Origin of the sequence: Burkholderia sp. MSMB0856, from assembly GCF_001524645.2 — a bacterium.
GTDB classification, from domain to species: domain Bacteria; phylum Pseudomonadota; class Gammaproteobacteria; order Burkholderiales; family Burkholderiaceae; genus Burkholderia; species Burkholderia diffusa.
The window spans coordinates 2,872,385-2,892,369 of record NZ_CP013427.1; the positions used below are offsets into that span (position 1 = coordinate 2,872,385).

Below are 19,985 nucleotides of genomic sequence, written 5' to 3' on the forward strand. Positions count from 1 at the left end.
GTTTAAACGCCGGTCGTGAACCACGCATCCGTTCGCGCATACAGATCGACGAAACGCGCGTGGCGTGCGGCCAGCGCGCGATCGTCGTGCGGGGCGGCGACCGGCGACGCGGTCGGCGCCAGCGTACGCAGCGCGTCGTCGCGCCAGTGTCCGATCGCGACGCCCGCGAGCAGCGCGGCACCGCGCGTCGCGGCATTTGGGCAATCGACCGCGTCGAGCGACGCGCCGAGCGCATCCGCAAGCAACTTGCGCCAGCGCGGATCGACCGAGCCGCCACCGGCGAGGCGCAACGTCGTCACCGGATCGGCCCGATTCGCATCGCGGATCGCATCGAGCCCCGCGCGCAACGCGAACGCGACGCCCTCGAACGCGGCGCGCATCATCGCGCCGCGCGTGTCGCCTAGGCCGAGACCGAGCCAGCCGCCGCGCGCGTCGGGATTCATCCACGGCGAACGCTCGCCCGTCAGGTACGGCAGGAAGCAGAGCCGCGCCGACGCCGGCTGCGCAAACGCGTCGTCGTACGCATCCGGCCAGCGCGGATAGCCGAGCCAGCCGCGCACGGCTTCGAGCGCGAGCCCGACGTTCTGCATCGCGGCCATCGTGTAATAGCCGCCGCCAGCCGCCGTGCGATAACGGTGCAGCCCGCGCCGTGCGGGCGGCAACGCATCCGCGAGCACGACGATCTGGCCGCCGCTGCCGGTGGTCAGCAACGCGTCGCCGGCCGCGACGAGCCCGCTGCCGAGCGCCGCGCACGCGGTATCGGCCGCCCCCGTCGCGAGCGGCACGCCGGCCGGCAGCCCGAGTGCCGCCGCCGCCTTCGCATCGAGCACGCCGCAGCGCGCACCCGAGGCCCGCACCGGTGCGAACCGGTCGACGGGCAAGCCGAGCGCGTCGATCAGCGCCGTGTCCCACGCGCCGTCCGGCGTCGCGAGCGCGGTCGCGCATGCGTCGCTCGGATCGGCCGCGACCTCGCCGCCCAGCGCGACGCGCAGCCAGTCCTTCGGCTGCACGGCCCAGCGTGCGTCCCGCAACGCCTGCGGTTCGTGTGCGGCCACCCAGCGCAACAGGGGGCCCGCCATGCCGGGCGCGACGGGATTCGGCGCGCCCGGCCAGTCGGCCGCGTCCGCTTCGCGCGCCGCACGCGTATCGGGCCACAACAGCGCGGGCCGCACCGGCTGCCCGGCCGCATCGATCAGCACGACGCCATGCATCTGGCCGGAGAAGCCGATCGCCGCGACCTGCGCACGCTCATCGGCCGGCAGTCGCGCAGCGGCGCGCACGAGCGCCTGCCACCACACGTCGGGGGCAATTTCAGCCCAGCCGGGCTGCGGCGACGACAACGCATAGGGTTCGCTCGCAACCGCGCGTTCGACGCCATCGGCATCGAGCGTGACGAGTTTGACGGAGCCGGTACCGAGGTCGATTCCGAGCAGGCGCATGACGGGTTGGCGTATTCGAATAAACGGATATCGATGATAGCGGGATCGCGACATGCGGCCCGATTTGCGCGGCGATTTTGACGCGCTGGCGACGCGATAAAACGAAGCCGCGCACGACCGGTTTCACCCGGCTGCACATAGCGTGCCAAAACGCCCGCCAGCGGGTTAACCCGGCGCGATTTTCCGCCGGTCGTTTTTTCCACTATGCCGCAGTCGCGATACACACCATAAAGCCGCCGATATTTGACATGGGGGCCTGCACTATTTTGAAGGGCTATAAAACCGGGGAACCTCACTCCAGCGGCGTTTCCCGATGATCGACACCCTGTTTCATGCCGAAATGGCATATCGAACCAGCAAAGAACGGAATAGAACCCAGCGCTCTTGTTGCGATGTTCCATTCCGCATAACTTCGTATCACCCCGAAAACAAGATCATGGAGTGAGACAGATGCAATCGAACACGGTCCATCCGTGCGATGAGGTGCTGCCGACCGGCAAGCTTGTAACGCTTGGTCTCCAGCACGTCCTCGTCATGTACGCCGGCGCCGTCGCCGTGCCGCTTATCGTCGGCGGCGCGCTGAAGCTGCCGAAAGACCAGATCGCGTTCCTGATCAGCGCCGATCTGTTTTCGTGCGGCATCGCCACGCTGATCCAGACGCTCGGCCTGTGGATCTTCGGGATCCGCCTGCCCGTCATCATGGGCTGCACGTTCGCGGCCGTGGGCCCGATGATCGCGATCGGCACCAACCCCGGCCTCGGCATTCTCGACATCTTCGGCTCGACCATCGCGGCCGGCATCATCGGCATCGTGCTCGCGCCGATGATCGGCAAGCTGTTGCGGTTCTTCCCGCCGGTCGTCGTCGGCACCGTGATCGCGGTGATCGGGCTGTCGTTGATGGAAGTCGGGATCAACTGGGCGGCGGGCGGCGTCGGCAATCCGGAATACGGCAGCCCCGTCTACCTCGGCCTGTCGCTGCTCGTGCTCACGCTGATCCTGCTGATCAACAAGTTCGGCCGCGGCTTCCTCGCGAACATCTCGGTGCTGCTCGGCATCGTCGCCGGCTTCGTGATCGCGTTCGCGATCGGCCGCGTGAATACCGACGGCGTCGCGCACGCACCGTGGGTCGGCTTCGTGATGCCGTTCCACTTCGGCCTGCCGCACTTCGACCCGCTGTCGATCGCGACGATGGTCACGGTGATGTTCGTCACGTTCATCGAATCGACCGGCATGTTCCTCGCGGTCGGCGACATGGTCGATCGTCCGGTCAACCAGGAGCGCCTCGTGCGCGGCCTGCGCGTCGACGGCCTCGGCACGCTGATCGGCGGCATCTTCAACTCGTTTCCGCATACGTCGTTCTCGCAGAACGTCGGCCTGATCGGCGTGACGGGCGTGAAGAGCCGGTACGTCTGCGCGACGGGCGGCGTGATCCTGGTACTGCTCGGCCTGTTCCCGAAGATGGCGCAGGTCGTCGCCTCGGTGCCGCCGTTCGTGCTCGGCGGCGCGGGCATCGTGATGTTCGGGATGGTGGCCGCGAACGGCATCAAGGTGCTGTCGAAGGTCGACTTCGTGAACAACTCGCACAACCTGTTCATCGTCGCCGTGAGCGTCGGGATGGGCCTCGTGCCGGTCGTGTCACCGCACTTCTTCTCGAAGCTGCCGCCCGCGCTCGCACCGATCCTGCACAGCGGCATCCTGCTTGCGTCCGCCTCCGCCGTGATCCTGAACATCGTGTTCAACGGCGTGAAGGGCGAGAAGGATGCACGTTGCGAAATCCGCCGCGCAGGGCACGACTTCGACGGACGCCCGGCCGACGCGCATCACTGACCGATCCGACCCGGATGCGCCGGAGCATGGCGCGATACGGGAGAGGAAAAACGCCACGGCTTGCCGTGGCGTTTTGCTTTGTGGCGAGTGATTGGGCGACGATAGCGGTAGCGCCGGCGATGACGATCCGCGGTCGCTGCTTACCCAAACCGGCCGAAAAAAAACGCCACGGACTTTCGTCCGTGGCGTCGTCGCATCCCGGAGACCGCGACTTCAGCGAACCGGAGCAGTCGCCCGCCCCTGCCCGCCTTCGTGCTTACCCGTTCGTCGCCGCTGCCGACGCAGGCGCCGGTGCGGCCGCCTTGTCGTAGTCGATCGTTTCGTCCGGTGCGCGCGGCGTCTCGCCGGCGCGCTGGATCCAGCCGCCGCCCAATGCGCGGTACAGCGTGACCAGGTTCGTCCAGCGTGCCAGACGTGCGCTGATCAGCGACTGCTGCGCCGAGTACAGGTCGGTCTGCGCGGTCAGCACCGACAGATAGCTGTCGACACCGTTCTTGTAGCGCAGGTCCGACAGGTCGAAGCGTCGCTGCTGCGCGTGCTCGTTGCGCTCGAGCGCGGCGATCTGCTGATCATACGTGCCGCGTGCAGCCAGCCCGTCCGACACTTCGCGGAACGCCGACTGGATCGCCTTCTCGTAGTTGGCGATCTCGATGCGCTTCTGCACGTTCGCGAGGTTCAGGTTCGCGATGTTCTGCCCGCCTTCGAAGATCGGCATCGTGATCTGCGGCGCGAACGACCACGCCGCCGTGCCGGCCTTGAACAGGCCGCCGAGCGTCGGGCTGCCGGTACCGAACGCGCCCGTCAGCGAGATGCGCGGGAAGAACGCCGCGCGTGCCGCACCGATGTTCGCGTTCGCGGCCAGGAGCGTCTGCTCGGCCTGCATCACGTCCGGACGACGCGTCAGCAGGTCGGACGGCAGACCGGCCGGCACGTCCGTCAGCAGGTTCTGCGCGTCGAGCGGCATGCCCGCCGGCAAATCGTCCGGCAGCGGCTCGCCGATCAGCAGCACCAGCCCGTTCAGCGCCTGCGCACGCGCACGCGCTTGCGCCTGCTGGTTCGCGAGCGCCGTCTCGACGACCGTCTGCGCCTGACGCAGTTCGAGCTCGGAGCCCGTGCCGTTGTCGAACTGCAGCTTCGTCAGGTCGTACGACGCCTGTGCCGTCTTCAGCGTGTTCTCCGTGACCTGCAGCAGGTCGTCGGTGGACAGCAGCGTCAGGTATTGGTCCGCCACCTGCGACACGAGCGAGATCTCGGTCGCCTGCCGCGCATACGACGTCGACAGATATTGCGCGAGCGCCTGGTCCTTCAGGCTCTGCACGCGACCGAACAGGTCGAGTTCCCACGACGCGGAAACGCCGACGTTGTAGGCACGCGAGATATACGGCGCCCCGGTCTGCGACAGGCCCTGCGGCACGCGCTGGATGCTGCCCGTGCCCGTGCCGTCGAGCGTCGGGAACAGGCCCGCGCGCGTGATCTGGTACTGCGCGCGCGCCGCCTCGATGTTCAGCACCGACACGCGCAGGTCGCGGTTGTTCTTCAGCGCGATCTCGATGAGCCGCTGCAGGCGCGGATCGACAAAGAATTCGCGCCAGCCGATGGCGGTCGCCGCCTGGCCGTTCGCGCTGCGCGCGCCGGCAGCGCCCGGCTGCGTCGCATAGACACCGCCGGCCGGATACGCCTGCGCGACGGGCGCGTCGGGCCGCGTGTAATGCGGCGCCATCGTGCAGCCCGTGGCAAAGAGCGCGACCGCGATTGCAGTCAAAGCGTGTTTTTGCATCATCACTGTCCCTTGTTGCCTTCGTCGCCGTTGCCCGGCTTCTCTTCGTGGTGCGAGTGCTCCTGAGCCAGACGCAGCGCCTGGTCGACGTCTTCCTTCTCGCCGCTGAAGATCGCGCGGATCTTCACGAAGAACATCGGGATCATGAAGATCGCGAGGAACGTCGCCGTGATCATCCCGCCGATCACGCCCGTACCGATCGCGTGCTGGCTCGCCGAACCCGCGCCGTTGCTGATCGCGAGCGGCATCACGCCGAGAATGAACGCGAGCGATGTCATCAGGATCGGGCGCAGCCGCAGGCGCGCTGCTTCCAGCGCGGCCTCGATCGGCCCCATCTTCTCCGTCATCTGCAGTTCGCGCGCGAACTCCACGATCAGGATCGCGTTCTTCGCGGACAAGCCCACGGTGGTCAGCAGGCCGACCTGGAAGAACACGTCGTTCTCGAGGCCGCGCATCGTCGCCGCGAGCAGTGCGCCGATCACGCCGAGCGGCACCACCATGATCACCGAGAACGGGATCGACCAGCTTTCATACAGCGCCGCGAGACACAGGAACACGACCAGGATCGAGATCGCATACAGGATCGGCGCCTGCGAACCCGACTGGATTTCCTGGAACGACAGGCCGGTCCACGAATAGCCGATACCGACCGGCAGCTTCTTCGCGAGCCCTTCCATCGCGGTCATCGCCTGGCCGGTCGACTTGCCCGGCGCGGCCTGACCCTGGATTTCCATCGCCGAGACGCCGTTGTAGCGCTCGAGCTTCGGCGAACCGTACGTCCAGTGGCCGGTTGCGAACGCGCTGAACGGCACCATCCCGCCCGACCCGTTGCGCACGTACCAGATGTTCATGTCCTCCGGCGTCATCCGGAACGGCGCGTCGGCCTGCACGTACACCTTCTTGATCCGGCCGTCGGTGTCGAGGAAGTTGTTCACGTACTTCGACGCCCACGCGATCGAGAACGTCTGGTCGATCGCCTCCGCCGTCACGCCGAGCGCATTCGCCTTCTCGCGGTCGATGTCGACCTTGTACTGCGGCGTGTCGTTCAGGCCGTTCGGGCGCACGCCCTGCAGCGTCGGATCCTTCGAGGCCATCCCGAGCAGCTGGTTACGCGCGGCCATCAGCGCGTCGTGGCCGAGACCGGCGTTGTCCGTCAGCTCGAAGTCGAAGCCGGCGGCGGTGCCGAGTTCCGGAATCGACGGCGGGTTGAACGGGATCACGATCGCGTCCTTGTAGCCGGCGTAGCGACCGAACATCCGGCCGATCAGCGCCTGGACCTTCTGGTTCGCGTGCTGGCGCTGCGAGTAGTCCTTCAGGCGCACGAACACCAGACCGGAGTTCTGGCCACGGCCCGCGAAGCTGAAGCCGTTGACCGTGAACGCCGATTCGACGATTTCCTTCTCGTCCTTCAGCAGGTAGTCGGAAATGTTCGCGAGCGTCTTCGCGGTCGTTTCCTGCGTCGAGCCCGACGGCGTCTGCACGATCACGAACATCAGGCCCTGGTCTTCATCCGGCAGGAACGACTTCGGCAGGCGCACGAACAGCAGGCCGACCGCGACGATCACGACCAGGTAGATGATGAGCCAGCGGCCCGAACGCTTGATTACGTGGTGCACGCCGACGTGGTACTTGTCGCGGCTGTTGTTGAACGTGCGGTTGAACCAGCCGAAGAAGCCCTTCTTCTCTTCGTGATGCCCTTGCGGGATCGGCTTGAGGATCGTCGCGCACAGTGCGGGCGTCAGAATCAACGCGACCAGCACCGACAGCACCATCGCCGACACGATCGTCAGCGAAAACTGACGATAGATCGCGCCGACCGAACCGCCGGAGAACGCGACCGGCACGAACACCGCCGACAGCACGAGCGCCACGCCGACGAGTGCGCCGGTGATCTGGCCCATCGCCTTGCGTGTCGCCTCCTTCGGTGACAGGCCCTCTTCCGCCATCACGCGCTCGACGTTCTCGACCACCACGATCGCATCGTCGACCAGCAGGCCGATCGCGAGCACGAGGCCGAACATCGACAGCGTGTTGATCGAGAAGCCCACCAGCGACATGATCGCGAACGTGCCGAGCAGCACCACCGGCACCGCGATCGTCGGGATGATCGTCGCCCGCAGGTTCTGCAGGAACAGATACATCACGAGGAACACGAGCACGATACCTTCGAGCAGCGTCTTGACCACTTCCTCGATCGACAGCTTCACGAACGGGGTCGTGTCATACGGATACTTCACGACGAGGCCGTGCGGGAAGAACGGTGCGAGCTCGTCGATCTTCGCGCGCACGGCTTTCGCGGTCGCGAGCGCGTTCGCGTTGGTCGCAAGCTGGATACCGAGTGCCGCGGTTGGCTGACCGTTGTACTTCGTGTCGAAGTTGTAGTTTTCGCCGCCGAGGCCGATCTGCGCGACGTCCTTCAGGCGAACCTGCGAGCCGTCCTGGTTGACCTTCAGCAGGATGTTGCCGAACTGCTCGGGCGTCTGCAGCAGCGTCGATTCGGTGATCGTCGCCTGCAGCATGGTGCCCGGCTTGGCCGGCGTGCCGCCGATCTGGCCGCCCGCGATCTGCACGTTCTGCGCGGTGATCGCCGAGCTCACGTCGACCGGCGTGAGGCCGTAGTTCGTCAGGCGGGTCGGGTCGAGCCAGATCCGCATCGCGTACTGCGAGCCGAACAGCGTGACGGTGCCGACGCCGTTCAGCCGGCTGATCGGATCCTTCACGTGCGACGCCACGAAGTTCGCGAGGTCGTACTTGTTCATGCTGCCGTCTTCGGAGTTGAAGGCGAGCACCAGCAGGAAGCTGCTGCTCGACTTCGTCACCGACAGGCCGAGCTGCTGCACGACCTGCGGCAGAACCGGCGTCGCGAGCGACAGCTTGTTCTGCACCTGGACCTGCGCGATGTCGGCGTTGGTGCCCGGCGCGAACGTCAGCGTGATCGTCGCGTTGCCCGAGTCGTCACTGGTCGACGACATGTACAGGAAGTTGTCGAGACCGCTCATCTGCTGCTCGATCACCTGCGTCACCGTGTCTTCCACCGTCTTCGCGGAAGCGCCCGGGTAGTTCGCGGTGATCTGGATCGATGGCGGCGCGATCGTCGGATACTGCGCGATCGGCAGCGTGAAGATCGCCGCAACCCCGGCCAGCATCAGGATGATGGCGATCACCCACGCGAAGATCGGGCGATCGATAAAAAACTTTGCCATGAAACAGGCTCCCTGTTATTGCGCGCTCGAAGCAGCGGCAGCACTCGCCGGCGCGGCGCCCGATGCGGCGGCACCGGACGCGGCGGCGGCGCCGGAACCGGCGGCAGCCGGCGCGGCGGTGGCAGCGGCGACACCCGATGCGGCGCCGGCCGCCGGTGCGAGTTGTGCCTCCACCGACTTCACGGTCGCGCCCGGACGCACCTTCTCGACGCCCTGCACGATCACGTGGTCGCCCGCCTGCAGACCGCCTTCGACGATCCAGTCCTGGCCGCGCATGCCCGACGTCTTCAACTGACGCGGCTCGACCTTGTTGCTCGCGTTCACCACCATCGCGATCGCCTGGCCCTTCTGGTCATGCGTGACGCCGATCTGCGGCACCAGGAACGCGTTCTCGTTCACGCCTTCCTCGATGCGCGCGCGCACGAACATCCCCGGCAGCAGCACGCGGCCCGGGTTCGGGAAGACCGCGCGGATCGTCACCGAGCCGGTTGCCTGGTCGACCGTCACGTCGGAGAACTGCAGCTTGCCGGCTTCCGAATACGTCTTGCCGTCCTCGAGGATCAGCGACACCTTCGCCGCGCCCGGACCGCTCGTCTTCAGGCGGCCGCTCTGCACGTCCTGGCGCAGCTTCAGCCCCTCGAGGCTCGATTGCGTGAGGTCCACGTACACGGGGTCGAGCTGCTGCACCGTCGACATCAGCGTCGCCTGGCTCGCCTGCACGTAGGCGCCCGGCGTCACTTGCGAAATGCCGACGCGGCCCGTGATCGGCGAGACCACGTCCGTGTAGCCGAGGTTGATCTGCGCGGTGTCGACCGCCGCCTTGCCGGCCGCGACGTCCGCCGCGGCCTGCCCCTGCGTGGCCACCGCGTTGTCGTAGTCCTGCTTGCTGACCGCGTTCGCGGCCACGAGCACCTTGTAGCGCGCGACCAGTGCGTTCTGCGTGACGAGGTTCGCCTGCGCCTTCGCGAGCGTCGCCTTCGCGCTGTTCAATGCCGCGATGTACGGCGCCGGATCGATCTTGTAGAGACGTTGGCCAGCCTTGACGTCGGTGCCTTCGGTGAATTCACGGCGCAGCACGATGCCGTCGACCCGCGCGCGCACCTGCGCGACGAGGAATGCGCTGGTACGGCCCGGCAGTTCGCTGAAGATGGGCACGGCTTGCGGCTGGACGGTGACGACGCCGACTTCCGGCGTTTGCGGCGGCGGTGCCGATTCTTTTTTTCCGCATGCAGCCAGGAAAACCGCGGCTGCCGCGACAGTGATCAAGCGGTATGGAACCCGTTCGACGCGCATGGAGCGACCTCTGTGTGTAACCAATGGAATAAGTGCAGCACCCGACGGGAGCGCAACACGGATGCGCCTCGCGGCGCAGATCGAACACCTGAATTACTGGACTGCTAGATACAGCAAGTCGGCACGAGACCTCCATGCCGACGAGATGCCGCGAACTGCGGACTGGTACTTTGGCGGGAATCAGCAGAGTGGGATATTAACTGATTGCCACTTTGGTCATTCGATCGTAGGGTGGTATTGTATATACATTCACGAATGTATGTAAAAAGCCCGCTCGCCCTTCGCCAACCGCTAGGTCTTACGAATTATTACCAGTCGCAAGCATAGCCCGTCCGCACAGCGACGACGAGGGTTACGGACCCTATATTCATCTACGATCGATTCATTCAGGCCTGCACATGGTCAGACGCACCAAGGAGGAGGCGCTCGAGACGCGCAACCGCATTCTCGACGCCGCCGAACACGTGTTCTTCGAGAAGGGCGTGTCGCACACGTCGCTCGCGGACATCGCCCAGCACGCCGGCGTGACGCGGGGCGCGATCTACTGGCATTTCGCGAACAAGAGCGAGTTGTTCGACGCGATGTTCGACCGCGTGTTCCTGCCGATCGACGAGCTCAAGCGGATGCCGCTCGATGCGCCCGGCGGCAATCCGCTGGAGAAAATCCGCAGGATCGTGATCTGGTGCCTGCTCGGCGTGCAGCGCGACTCGCAGTTGCGGCGCGTGTTCAGCATCCTGTTCATGAAGTGCGAGTACGTCGCGGACATGGAGCCGCTGCTGCAGCGCAACCGCGCGGGGATGAGCGAGGCGCTGCACGCGATCGATGCCGATCTAGCGGGCGCCGTGCGGCTCAAGCTGCTGCCCGAGCGGCTCGACACATGGCGTGCGACGCTGATGCTGCACACGCTCGTCAGCGGTTTCGTGCGTGACATGCTGATGCTGCCCGACGAGATCGACGCCGAGCAGCATGCGGAACAGCTCGTCGACGCCTGCTTCGACATGATGCGTTACAGCCCGGCGATGCTGAAGACGGGCGACTGACCGGCGGCCGCTCCGCCGGCGCGCCGCGCACCGTGGCATCGCGACCGGCCGGTCGATCCGGTCACGCGTGGGCGGCAGCGCCGCTCCGACCGATCGTCCCCTGCGCTCCCCGATTCGCTCAGGCCGCCTTCGCGCGTTGCGCGCGGGCCCGCCGGTTCGACGCGGCCACCGAATCGCGCGCCGGCATCGCCGCGCCGCCGAGTCCCGCGATCCATGCATCGGTCGACATCACGGCCGCGAAATTCGACTGAAACACCACCGTGTACGCGCGGTGAATCTCTTCGGCGCTCGCCGCGCCCGCTTCGTTCTCGTACGGCAACGCGCCGGTCGCGTCCGCCAGATACTCGACGGCGAGCCCCACGTGCGCCGCGTGATAGACCGTCGACGCATTGCAGTTGTGCGTCATGTAGCCGGCGACCGCGAGCGTGTCGATGCCGCGCGCGTCGAGCCATGCGGCGAGATCGGTGCCGGCGAACGAACTGGCCTGCGCCTTCACGATCAGGTGCGCATACGGCCGGTCGGCGACGACCGGATGCAGCGCGACGCCGTCCGTGCCCGGCGCGAAGATCGGCGCACCCGCCGGCGCGACGTGCTGGACGACGATCACGGGCACGCCGGCCGCGTGCGCGGCGTCGATCGCGCGGCCGATGTTCGCCAGCGATGCGTCGACGGGCGGATATTCGATCGGCAGGTTGCCCGTCACGTATTCGTTCTGGACATCGATCACGATCAGCGCACGGCGGGAAGCGGAAGGCAATTGGGCATTCGACATGGCAGGCTCCGGTTTCGGCGGCGCCGCCCCGCTCCGGAACGGGGCGGCCAGCAGCGCGATGCGATGCATTGTCGGATCGCATCGCGCTGACGGACAGTGGCCCGATAGCCATTCTTCGATAGAATCGGGCCATCACCCTTCCGGAGCCCGTCATGCGCGCCGCCGCGTCGTCCGTTGCCCCTGCCCCGACCGTCGTCGCCGTAATCGCGTACGACGGCATCAGCCCGTTTCACCTGTCGGTGCCGTCCGTCGTGTTCGGCAAGGAACGCGACGCGGCCGCGATGCCCGCGTTCGAGTTCCGCGTGTGCTCGGCCGAGCGCGGCCCGCTGTCGACGACGGGCGGCTTCACGATCACCGCGCCGTACGGGCTCGAGGCGCTCGACGACGCGGACATCGTCATCGTCCCGGCATGGCGCGACCCCGACGAAGCACCGCCTGACGTGCTGGTCGATGCGGTCCGCGCGGCCGCCGCGCGCGGCGCGCAGGTCGTCGGCCTGTGCCTCGGCGCGTACGTGCTCGCCGCAGCCGGGCTGCTCGACGGGCGCCCGGCCACGACGCACTGGGCGTGGGCCGACGACTTCGCGCAGCGCTTTCCGCGTGTGAAGCTCGACCCCGACGTGCTGTACGTCGACGACGGCAACCTGATGACGTCGGCCGGCACGGCAGCGGGGCTCGACTGCTGCCTGCACGTCGTGCGGCGGCGCTTCGGCTCGGACGCCGCGAACCGAATCGCGCGCCGTCTCGTGATCCCGCCGCACCGCCAGGGCGGGCAGGCCCAATACGTGCCGCAGCCGGTCGCCGCGCATCCGCGCGACGCGCGGCTCGCGGGTCTGCTCGACTGGGTGCGCGCGCATCTGGACATCGCGCACAGCGTGGATTCGCTCGCCGAACGCGTGCTGATGAGCCGGCGCACGTTCACGCGCCACTTCCGCCAGGCGACGGGCACGACCGTCACCGCGTGGCTGCAGGCCGAGCGGCTCACGCGCGCGCAGCATCTGCTGGAAACCACGGGACAATCGATCGACGCGGTCGCACAGGCGGCCGGTTACGGCTCGAGCGTGTCGCTGCGTCAGCATTTCGCGGGCGCGCTCGGCACGTCGCCGTCGGCCTATCGGAGGGAATTTCGCGGCGCCGCGCCCGATGCGCGGCGCTAATGGCCGCCGCGCCGCCGGCGCTCAACCCGGTATCGCGGTGGCCGTCGGCCGCTCAGACGCCGTTGATCCAGCGCGCCGCATACAGCAGCAGCGCGACGAACACGACGATCGCCGCCCACGCCCAGACGGGCAACGGGCCGGATTCGCGATGATGCACGGCGCTCGCGACGCGGCCGCTCAGCGCGCCGCCGAGGTGCGGCGGCAGCGGACGCTTCGCCGCGGCCATCAGCGACGCGGGCCGCAGGAACACATGCTGGCGACGCTGCGGGCTCGAACGCGCGCGGTTCGGCACGAGACCGTGCTTCGCCTGCAAAACCGCGCAGAATTCCCGGAAGAAATCGTCGGTCCACGCGTGCAGCGCATTCTCGATCTGCCGTGCCGGTAGTTCGGCGAGCGGCCCGCTCGCCGTCGCCCACACGACGTATTCGATGCGCGTCGCGGCCGCGTCGTCATCGTCCGGCCGCAGCACCAGCTCGACCTGCCCGCGCAGCGCGCCGAGGCCGTCGGCCCGCGCCTTGAAGTTGAGCACGCGGCGCGGCTGGCCTTCCGCGTCGCCCTGCTCGCTCGCCGAATGCGCACGCACGTCGTAGCGCGCACGCAGCGGGCCGAGCGGCACCGTGATGGTCAGCGCGAATTCGCCGTGCGCGTGCTTCACGAAGGATTCGCAATGGTCGAAGCTCGCCCGCAGCAACGCGAGATCCTCGAGGGCTTCCCGCACGACGGCCGGCGCGAGCGGTACGCGTAACGTGTCGTTCAGTTCCATGATGCCTCCCCGATGAACGCGCGCCGCATCAGGACGTCTCGATGAGACTGTCGACCCGCGCGACATCGAAGGCGACGTAGTGCGCCAGCGCGGACGCTGTCTCCCCCGGTTCCTCGTAACTCCATGCGGCGTTCTCGATCACGCCGTCTTCGGTCTGCAGGTTGAAATACACGGCACGGCCCCTCAGCGGACAATCCGTCGTGACGCTCGACTTCACGAGCCGGTGCATGTTGACGTCGCCGCGCGGCAGATAATGGATGTCCGGCAGGCCCGTTTCGCGCACGGTCAGCGCGCCGTGCGAATCGGCATACGTGATGCCGCGATGGATCACGCGCACGCGATGGCGGTTCGGCACGATTTCGAGGCGAAGGTCGGCAGCATCGGACATCGTTTCTCCTCCGGACGGCGGCCCCGGCGGGCAAGCCGGGCGCAGGAAACGAAAAAGCCACGGCACAGGTGCCGTGGCTCTCATTATGGGCGAAACCGCTTCCGATTGCGCGGCCTGGCCGCGCCCGCGCGATACGCTACTGCGCACTCCACTGGAATGCGGCCTTCGCCCCGCCCTTCGCACCGACCGTGACCGCGCGCGATTCGTCGCTGCCCTGGTACGACGCGTGCACGGTGTACCGCCCAGGCGGCAGCTTCACGAGCATGTACGGCCCGCGCGCGTCCGTCGTCAGCAGCTCGGTGCCCTTGCCGTCGACGATCCGCACATGGACGTCGGCCAGGAATTCGCCCCCCTTGCCGGTGAAGCGCAGTGCGAGCGGCCACGCCGCTTCGCTCTGCTCGAATGCCGTCGATTGATCCTTGCCGATGCCACCCGACACGTAGCTGACATCGCCCTGCTGGCTCGCCGCGGGCAAGCCGTCCGATTGTGCGTACGCGCCGGGTGCGGCGACGGCGAAGCCGGCGGCCAGCGCCGCGGCGGCGGCAAATCGGGACACGTTGCGTAGATATTGCATGGCTCCCTCCTTTTCGGGTCGGAACACAGCACCACGGGCCGAACGCCGGCAGCGCCCGCCAAGGCCGGCGAAGCCGGCCCGCAGCGGCCGCCGGTCAGCTCAGGTCGACCGGCACGAAGATCTGTGCATTATCGCGCTGGATCAGGAGAGCAAGACTGTTGCCCGCTCCCTTGACGGCGTCGCGCAATTGCTCGGCGCTCGTGACCGGGCGGCCGTTCACCGCGAGGATCACGTCGCCGGGCTGGATGCCCGCGCTGGCTGCCGGGCCGCCGGCCTGCTGCACGATCAGCCCGTGCGACAGGCTGGTGGCGCTGCGCTCCTGCGGCGTGAGCGGACGCACCGCGACGCCGAGGCGCCCCTGCTCGACGGGGCCGCCGTCGTTCGAGGCCAGCTTCGCGTCGGACATCGCGCCGAGCGTCACGCTGATCGACTTCTTCGACTTGTCGCGCCACACCTGCAGATCGGCCTTCGAGCCCGGCTTCAGGTTCGCGATCTGCGCGGGCAGCGACGTGGAATCGGCAACCGGCGAGCCGTTGACCGCGAGAATCACGTCGCCCGGCTGCAAGCCCGCTTTCGCGGCCGGGCCGTTCGGGTCGACCGAGCTGACGAGCGCGCCGTCCGGCTTCTGCAGCCCGAACGAGCTCGCGAGCGTCTGGTTCAACCCCTGCACGGCGACGCCGAGGCGGCCGCGGCTCACGTGGCCCGTCTTCACGAGCTCGTCCTTGACCTTGATCGCCTCGTTGATCGGGATCGCGAACGACAGGCCCTGGAAGCCGCCCGTCTGCGAGTAGATCATCGAGTTGATGCCGATCACCTCGCCCTGCAGGTTGAACAGCGGGCCGCCCGAGTTGCCGGGGTTCACCGGCACGTCGGTCTGGATGAACGGCGTGTAGTTTTCGTCGGGCAGCGAGCGCGATTTCGCGCTGATGATGCCGGACGTGACCGTGTTGTCGAAGCCGTACGGCGAACCGATCGCGACGACCCACTGGCCGACCTTGCTCTGTGCCGGATCGCCGATCTTCACGGTCGGCAGGCCGCTCGCGTCGATCTTCAGCACGGCGACGTCGGACTGCTTGTCGGCGCCGACGACCTTCGCCTTGTACTCGCGCTTGTCGGTCAGCTTGACCGTGACGACGTTCGCGCCGTCGATCACGTGCGCGTTGGTGAGGATGTACCCGTCCGCGCTGACGATGAATCCCGAACCGAGGCTCGCGCTCGGCTGGTCGTCCGGCTGCGTGTCGCCGCCCATGCCCGGCATCTGGCCGTAGAAGTGCTTGAAGAACTGGTAGAACGGATCGCTCGGATCCATCGGCAGCTGCGGCTGCGGCACGCGCCGCGACACCTGCTTCACGACGTGCTTCGCGCTGATGTTCACGACCGCCGGGCCGTAGGTTTCGACCAGCCCGGAGAAATCGGGAATGCCGGTCTTCGCCGCGGCCTCGGCCGGCATCAGCGCGGCGGCCTGCGCGGGCGTGATGATCTGCGGATCGGCGCGGCGGGTGCCTGCGACATAGCCGGCGGACAGGGCAGCCGCCACGGCGACCGCGACGGCGCCGCGCGCAAGGAATCGGGTGTTCATCGTAGGACCTCCTCTTTGTTAGGACGCAGCGTAACGACCCTGACTTAAAGGAGGCTTAATCGACCTTAAACGGGGCTTAGGCCACCGCCGACGCCGTTCGTCATACGGATTCGGATGCCTGCGGCACCTGCGCCGGCATCTCGGCGTCGCGGAACACGACGCTCACGAGCAGGCCGCCCGCGGCCGCGTCGCCGAGCGTCACCGTCGCGCCCTGCTGCGCCGCGACGCGCTTGACGATCGCCAGCCCGAGCCCGCTGCCCGACACGTCGGCGCGCGCCCGCGCGGAGCTGTCGCGGTAGAAGCGGTCGAACACGCGCTCGCGCTCGTCGGCCGGGATGCCGGGGCCGCTGTCGCCGATCTGCACGCACACGCGGCCGGCCGCGTCGCGAGTCAGCGACACGTCGATGCGGCCGCCGTCCGGCGTGTACTTCACCGCGTTGTCGAGCAGGTTGCCAAACATCACGCGCAGCGCGCCGACATCCGCGACGACGGTCGCCGCGCTGCTCTCCTCGAAGCCGAGATCGATGCTGTGCCGTTGCGCGAGCGGTGCATGCGCGGCCACGCATTCGACGAGCAGCGCCTGCAGGTCGACCGGCTCGCGCATCGTCGCGCCGTCCGGTTCGGCGCGCGCCAGCGCGAGCAACTGCTCGGCGAGGCGCGTCGCGCGCGTGACGCCGGCCTGCAGATCGGCGACCGCCTCGCGGCGCGACGTGTCGTCCTTCGCGCGCGCGACGAGCTGCGCCTGGATCTGCACGGCCGCGAGCGGCGTGCGCAGTTCGTGCGCGGCATCGGCAACGAAGGCCTTCTGCGTGTCGAGCGCCGCCGACAGCCGCGCGAGCAGCCCGTTCAGCGCACGCACGAGCGGCTGCACCTCGAGCGGCAGACGCGCATCGGGCAACGGATCGAGCGCTTCCGGCCGGCGCGCCTCGACCGCGCGCGTCACGCGGCCGAGCGGCGCGAGCCCGCGCCCGACGATCACCCAGACCGCCGCGCCGAGGAACGGCAGCAGCACGATCAGCGGCCACAGCGTGCGCAGCGCCACGTTCGCGGCGAGCCGGTTGCGCACCGACAGCGGCTGCGCGAGCTGCACGACGTTGTCGCCGACGATCGCGCCGTACACGCGCCATTCGCCGCGATCGGTGCGCTCGGTCGAGAAGCCGAGCTCCGCGCGCGGAGCGATCGGCGCACGCGGATGCGAGAAGTACATCAGCACACCGTTGCGGTTCCAGATCTGGATCACGATGCCTTCGTCGCCGTTGGTGCGCGAACCGAACACCTGCGAGAACGGCTCGGACGGCAGCGCCGCGGCGATTTCCTGCAGCTGGTAGTCGAACAGCTCGTTCGCCTCGGCGAGCGCCTGGCGATAGATGAGCCAGCCCGCGGCGCCCACGCCCGCGACGACGATCGCGAGCAGCCAGATCAGCAATTGATGACGAATCGACCTCACGCGTCAGCTTTCCTTGACGACCATGTAGCCGAGCCCGCGCACGTTGCGGATCAGGTCCGAGCCGAGCTTCTTGCGCAGCGCGTGGATGTAGACCTCGACCGTGTTGCTGCCGATCTCCTCGCCCCAGCCGTACATCTTTTCCTCGAGCTGGCTCTTCGACAGCACCGCGCCGGGCCGCGCGAGCAGCGCCTCGAGCAGCGCGAACTCGCGCGCGGACAGCGCGACGGGCGCGCCGTCGAGCGTCACCTGATGCGACGCGGGATCGAGCGTCAGCGCGCCGTGACGGATCAGCGACTCGCTGCGCCCCGCCTGGCGGCGGATCAGCGCGCGCATCCGCGCGCCCAGTTCGTCGAGGTCGAACGGCTTGACGAGGTAGTCGTCGGCGCCCGCGTCGAGCCCCTTCACGCGATCGGCCACCGCATCGCGCGCGGTGACGATCAGCACCGGCAGCGACAGCCCGCGCGCGCGCAAAGTGCGCAACACGTCGATGCCGTCGCGCTTCGGCAGGCCGAGGTCGAGCAGCAGCAGGTCGTACGTCTCGCCGCCGAGCGCCGTGAGCGCGGCGTCGCCGTCCTGCACCCAGTCGACCGCGAAGCCGTCGGCGCGCAACGCCTTGCGTACGCCCTCGGCAATCATTCGATCGTCTTCAACAAGCAGAATCCGCATCGGAGCTGGAACCCATCGGGCGAGTGAAACATGGCGACCATTGTAGCGCCGCGAATCGCGTGCGCCCCGTGCAATGCAACAGAAAGGCGGATTGCAAGGGGCGTGTGCGCACTTGTCTCTACAATGTGCGCTCCGGCGCCGCGCGCGCCCTGCCCGAATCCCGTGCTTTTCCCGTATTCGCCCATGCCGATTTCCGATCTTTCCGCCCGGTTCGCCCCCCGCGCCCGCCCGTTCCTGCGCGCGGCCGCCGTCGTCGCCACCTGCACGGCCCTTGCGTTCGCACCGTCCGCGCAGGCCCGCAAGAAGTCCCACAAGGAAGCGCGCAAGACCGCCGTCGTGTCGCCCGCCGCGCGGGCGGCCGGCCTGCCGGCGTCCGTGCTCGTCGCGCTGCAGCGCGCGAAGGTGCCGGCGTCTGCGATGAGCGTCGTCGTCGAGCGCGTCGGCGATCCCGAGCCGCTGATCGCATGGAATGCGAACCGACCGATGATGCCGGCGTCGACGATGAAGCTCGTCACGACCTTCTCGGGCCTGTCGATCCTTGGCCCCGACTACCGCTGGCGCACGACCGCGTACGCGGACGGCCCGGTCGATCCGGACGGCACGCTGCAGGGCAACCTGTACATCAAGGGCACCGGCGATCCGAAGCTCGTACCGGAGGAACTGATCGACCTCGTCGACAAGATCCGCAAGGCCGGCGTCAAGCGCGTCGCCGGCGGGCTCGTGCTCGACAAGAGCTATTTCGCCGCGTCGACGCGCGACCTGCCGTCGTTCGACGACGACGCGAGCGCACCGTACAACGTCGGCCCCGATCCGCTGCTGTATGCGTTCAAGGCCGTGTCGTTCACGGTCACGCCGGGCGACGACGGCAAGATCGCCGTCGACGTGCTGCCGCCGCTCGCGAACCTGTCGATCGACAATCAGCTGTACGAAGGCACCGGGTCGTGCGGCGCGGCGGCCGCTGCCGCGCGCCCGACGCTGTCGGCCGGCGGCGGGATCATGACCGCGTCGTTCGCCGGCGACTATCCGCTGCGCTGCGGCGCGCACACGACCAACCTCGCGATCCTCGATCACACGACGTTCTTCGCGCGCGGTTTCCTCGCGCTGTGGCAGCAGGACGGCGGCACGATCGCGGGCCCGGTCAGCGAAGGCAAGGTGCCGACCACCGCGCGCCCGCTCGCCGTCCATCACAGCCCCGTGCTCGGCAGCATCGTCTACGACATCAACAAGTTCAGCAACAACGTGATGGCGCGCAACCTGTTCCTGACGATCGGCGCGGCCGCCGGCAAGCCGCCCGCGAGCCCCGAGCAGTCGAGCCGCGCGATTCACGCGTTCCTGCAGAAGAGCGGAATCGCGATGCCCGACCTCGACCTCGAGAACGGCTCGGGCCTGTCGCGCGAGGAGCACGTGAGCGCGCAGTCGCTCGCCGCGCTGCTGCAGGCCGCGAACGCGAGCCCCGTCGCGCAGGCGTTCATCGATTCGCTGCCGATCGCCGGCATCGACGGCACGATGAAGAACCGCCTGACCAACGCGGGCGTGCTCGGCAACGCGCACATCAAGACCGGCACGCTGCGCGACGTGCGCGCTATCGCGGGCTACGTCGCGGGCGCCGACGGCCAGAGCTACATCGTCGTCAGCTTCATCAACGATGATCACGCGGAAGCCGCGCGCGCTGCGCACGACACGCTCCTCGAATGGATCTACGCGGGCGCGCACTGACGACGCACTCGCCGCGACGCGGCGCGGCGCACGCATGTCCGGCTGTTGGCTTGCGTCGATCGCAGGAAGACACCGTGCGTCGGGCGCCCCGCCGCCGGCGATTTCGCCCCGTGCGGTTTGAAACAACCTCGGCCGCGGCGCGCCGCACACGGCCCGCCAGCCGTGCCCAAAAAACGGGGCCGCACCGCGTAGCCCCGTTGCGCATGACTTCCGTAGAAACCCTGTCCTCTGAGGGAACCCTCTACGCTCCCCCCTCGCCTAGCGCGTGGCGATTGCGTAGGCTGTTGGCCTGACCGATATCTACAACGGGCCGTACGCCCGGCCTCACGGCTTGCAGGGGAAAGGAG

The 19,985-nt window shown here is 68.1% G+C and carries 15 protein-coding genes; 4 read left to right on the forward strand and 11 right to left on the reverse strand.

The genetic code is table 11. From position 1 onward, the window contains the following. Positions 1–2: 2 nt before the first annotated feature. The gene (locus WS87_RS14650) at positions 3–1,439 is read right to left on the reverse strand and encodes a xylulokinase (RefSeq protein WP_059820339.1); all 1,437 of its coding nucleotides are present in this window, start codon (positions 1,437–1,439) and stop codon (positions 3–5) included. A gap of 450 nt (positions 1,440–1,889) precedes the next feature. On the opposite strand from WS87_RS14650, the gene WS87_RS14655 reads away from it, so the two are divergent. Continuing rightward, positions 1,890–3,266, forward strand: a complete 1,377-nt coding sequence (locus tag WS87_RS14655; RefSeq protein ID WP_059527937.1) for a nucleobase:cation symporter-2 family protein — start codon at positions 1,890–1,892, stop codon at positions 3,264–3,266. Between the two features lie 256 nt (positions 3,267–3,522). Here WS87_RS14655 and WS87_RS14660 read toward each other — a convergent pair whose 3' ends face one another. Genes WS87_RS14660 through WS87_RS14670 form a run of 3 tightly spaced genes read right to left on the reverse strand, consistent with a single transcriptional unit; the run spans position 3,523 to position 9,539 of the window. Then, entirely contained in the window at positions 3,523–5,046 is a 1,524-nt protein-coding gene (locus WS87_RS14660) for an efflux transporter outer membrane subunit (RefSeq protein WP_059820340.1), read from the reverse strand. Continuing rightward, the gene (gene bpeB, locus WS87_RS14665; RefSeq protein WP_059820341.1) at positions 5,046–8,246 is read right to left on the reverse strand and encodes an efflux RND transporter permease BpeB; all 3,201 of its coding nucleotides are present in this window, start codon (positions 8,244–8,246) and stop codon (positions 5,046–5,048) included. The genes WS87_RS14660 and bpeB overlap by 1 nt, the downstream gene beginning before the upstream one ends. A gap of 15 nt (positions 8,247–8,261) precedes the next feature. Continuing rightward, positions 8,262–9,539 (reverse strand): efflux RND transporter periplasmic adaptor subunit, encoded by a 1,278-nt coding sequence (locus WS87_RS14670; protein WP_059527948.1) that lies wholly within the window; start codon positions 9,537–9,539, stop codon positions 8,262–8,264. Between the two features lie 398 nt (positions 9,540–9,937). Here WS87_RS14670 and WS87_RS14675 point away from each other — a divergent pair, with 398 nt between their 5' ends. Beyond that, on the forward strand, positions 9,938–10,579 hold the full coding sequence (locus WS87_RS14675) for a TetR family transcriptional regulator (protein ID WP_059820342.1): 642 nt from the start codon (positions 9,938–9,940) through the stop codon (positions 10,577–10,579). Positions 10,580–10,697: 118 nt separating this feature from the next. Here WS87_RS14675 and WS87_RS14680 read toward each other — a convergent pair whose 3' ends face one another. Next, positions 10,698–11,351: a cysteine hydrolase family protein gene (locus WS87_RS14680; RefSeq protein WP_059820421.1), complete on the reverse strand. Its 654-nt coding sequence runs from the start codon at positions 11,349–11,351 to the stop codon at positions 10,698–10,700. Between the two features lie 152 nt (positions 11,352–11,503). Here WS87_RS14680 and WS87_RS14685 point away from each other — a divergent pair, with 152 nt between their 5' ends. Next, positions 11,504–12,505, forward strand: coding sequence for a helix-turn-helix domain-containing protein (locus WS87_RS14685; protein ID WP_059690608.1), 1,002 nt, complete (start codon positions 11,504–11,506; stop codon positions 12,503–12,505). Between the two features lie 52 nt (positions 12,506–12,557). Here WS87_RS14685 and WS87_RS14690 read toward each other — a convergent pair whose 3' ends face one another. The 6 genes from WS87_RS14690 to WS87_RS14715 form a co-directional block, all read right to left on the reverse strand. After that, positions 12,558–13,268 (reverse strand): CoxG family protein, encoded by a 711-nt coding sequence (locus tag WS87_RS14690; protein ID WP_059820343.1) that lies wholly within the window; start codon positions 13,266–13,268, stop codon positions 12,558–12,560. Between the two features lie 28 nt (positions 13,269–13,296). Beyond that, positions 13,297–13,656 carry a DUF427 domain-containing protein gene (locus WS87_RS14695; protein WP_059820344.1) on the reverse strand — a complete coding sequence of 120 codons (360 nt, stop codon included), beginning with the start codon at positions 13,654–13,656 and terminating at the stop codon, positions 13,297–13,299. A 136-nt stretch (positions 13,657–13,792) separates the two neighbouring features. After that, the gene (locus WS87_RS14700; protein WP_059527962.1) at positions 13,793–14,230 is read right to left on the reverse strand and encodes a carboxypeptidase-like regulatory domain-containing protein; all 438 of its coding nucleotides are present in this window, start codon (positions 14,228–14,230) and stop codon (positions 13,793–13,795) included. 94 nt (positions 14,231–14,324) lie between these two features. After that, positions 14,325–15,809, reverse strand: a complete 1,485-nt coding sequence (locus WS87_RS14705; RefSeq protein ID WP_059820345.1) for a DegQ family serine endoprotease — start codon at positions 15,807–15,809, stop codon at positions 14,325–14,327. Between the two features lie 100 nt (positions 15,810–15,909). Next, positions 15,910–17,256 carry an ATP-binding protein gene (locus WS87_RS14710; RefSeq protein WP_059527967.1) on the reverse strand — a complete coding sequence of 449 codons (1,347 nt, stop codon included), beginning with the start codon at positions 17,254–17,256 and terminating at the stop codon, positions 15,910–15,912. Positions 17,257–17,259: 3 nt separating this feature from the next. Next, complete coding sequence (locus WS87_RS14715) at positions 17,260–17,922, reverse strand: response regulator (protein ID WP_040141750.1); 663 nt, start codon at positions 17,920–17,922, stop codon at positions 17,260–17,262. A 183-nt stretch (positions 17,923–18,105) separates the two neighbouring features. Here WS87_RS14715 and dacB point away from each other — a divergent pair, with 183 nt between their 5' ends. Beyond that, positions 18,106–19,638 (forward strand): D-alanyl-D-alanine carboxypeptidase/D-alanyl-D-alanine endopeptidase, encoded by a 1,533-nt coding sequence (gene dacB, locus WS87_RS14720; protein ID WP_059820346.1) that lies wholly within the window; start codon positions 18,106–18,108, stop codon positions 19,636–19,638. Positions 19,639–19,985: the final 347 nt, after the last annotated feature.

Coding starts and splice junctions, on each gene's coding strand:
- WS87_RS14650 (WP_059820339.1), bottom strand. CDS start 1,439: ATGCGCCTGCTCGGAATCGACCTCGGTACCGGCTCCGTCAAACTCGTC.
- WS87_RS14655 (WP_059527937.1), top strand. CDS start 1,890: ATGCAATCGAACACGGTCCATCCGTGCGATGAGGTGCTGCCGACCGGC.
- WS87_RS14660 (WP_059820340.1), bottom strand. CDS start 5,046: ATGATGCAAAAACACGCTTTGACTGCAATCGCGGTCGCGCTCTTTGCC.
- bpeB (WP_059820341.1), bottom strand. CDS start 8,246: ATGGCAAAGTTTTTTATCGATCGCCCGATCTTCGCGTGGGTGATCGCC.
- WS87_RS14670 (WP_059527948.1), bottom strand. CDS start 9,539: ATGCGCGTCGAACGGGTTCCATACCGCTTGATCACTGTCGCGGCAGCC.
- WS87_RS14675 (WP_059820342.1), top strand. CDS start 9,938: ATGGTCAGACGCACCAAGGAGGAGGCGCTCGAGACGCGCAACCGCATT.
- WS87_RS14680 (WP_059820421.1), bottom strand. CDS start 11,351: ATGTCGAATGCCCAATTGCCTTCCGCTTCCCGCCGTGCGCTGATCGTG.
- WS87_RS14685 (WP_059690608.1), top strand. CDS start 11,504: ATGCGCGCCGCCGCGTCGTCCGTTGCCCCTGCCCCGACCGTCGTCGCC.
- WS87_RS14690 (WP_059820343.1), bottom strand. CDS start 13,268: ATGGAACTGAACGACACGTTACGCGTACCGCTCGCGCCGGCCGTCGTG.
- WS87_RS14695 (WP_059820344.1), bottom strand. CDS start 13,656: ATGTCCGATGCTGCCGACCTTCGCCTCGAAATCGTGCCGAACCGCCAT.
- WS87_RS14700 (WP_059527962.1), bottom strand. CDS start 14,230: ATGCAATATCTACGCAACGTGTCCCGATTTGCCGCCGCCGCGGCGCTG.
- WS87_RS14705 (WP_059820345.1), bottom strand. CDS start 15,809: ATGAACACCCGATTCCTTGCGCGCGGCGCCGTCGCGGTCGCCGTGGCG.
- WS87_RS14715 (WP_040141750.1), bottom strand. CDS start 17,922: ATGCGGATTCTGCTTGTTGAAGACGATCGAATGATTGCCGAGGGCGTA.
- dacB (WP_059820346.1), top strand. CDS start 18,106: ATGCCGATTTCCGATCTTTCCGCCCGGTTCGCCCCCCGCGCCCGCCCG.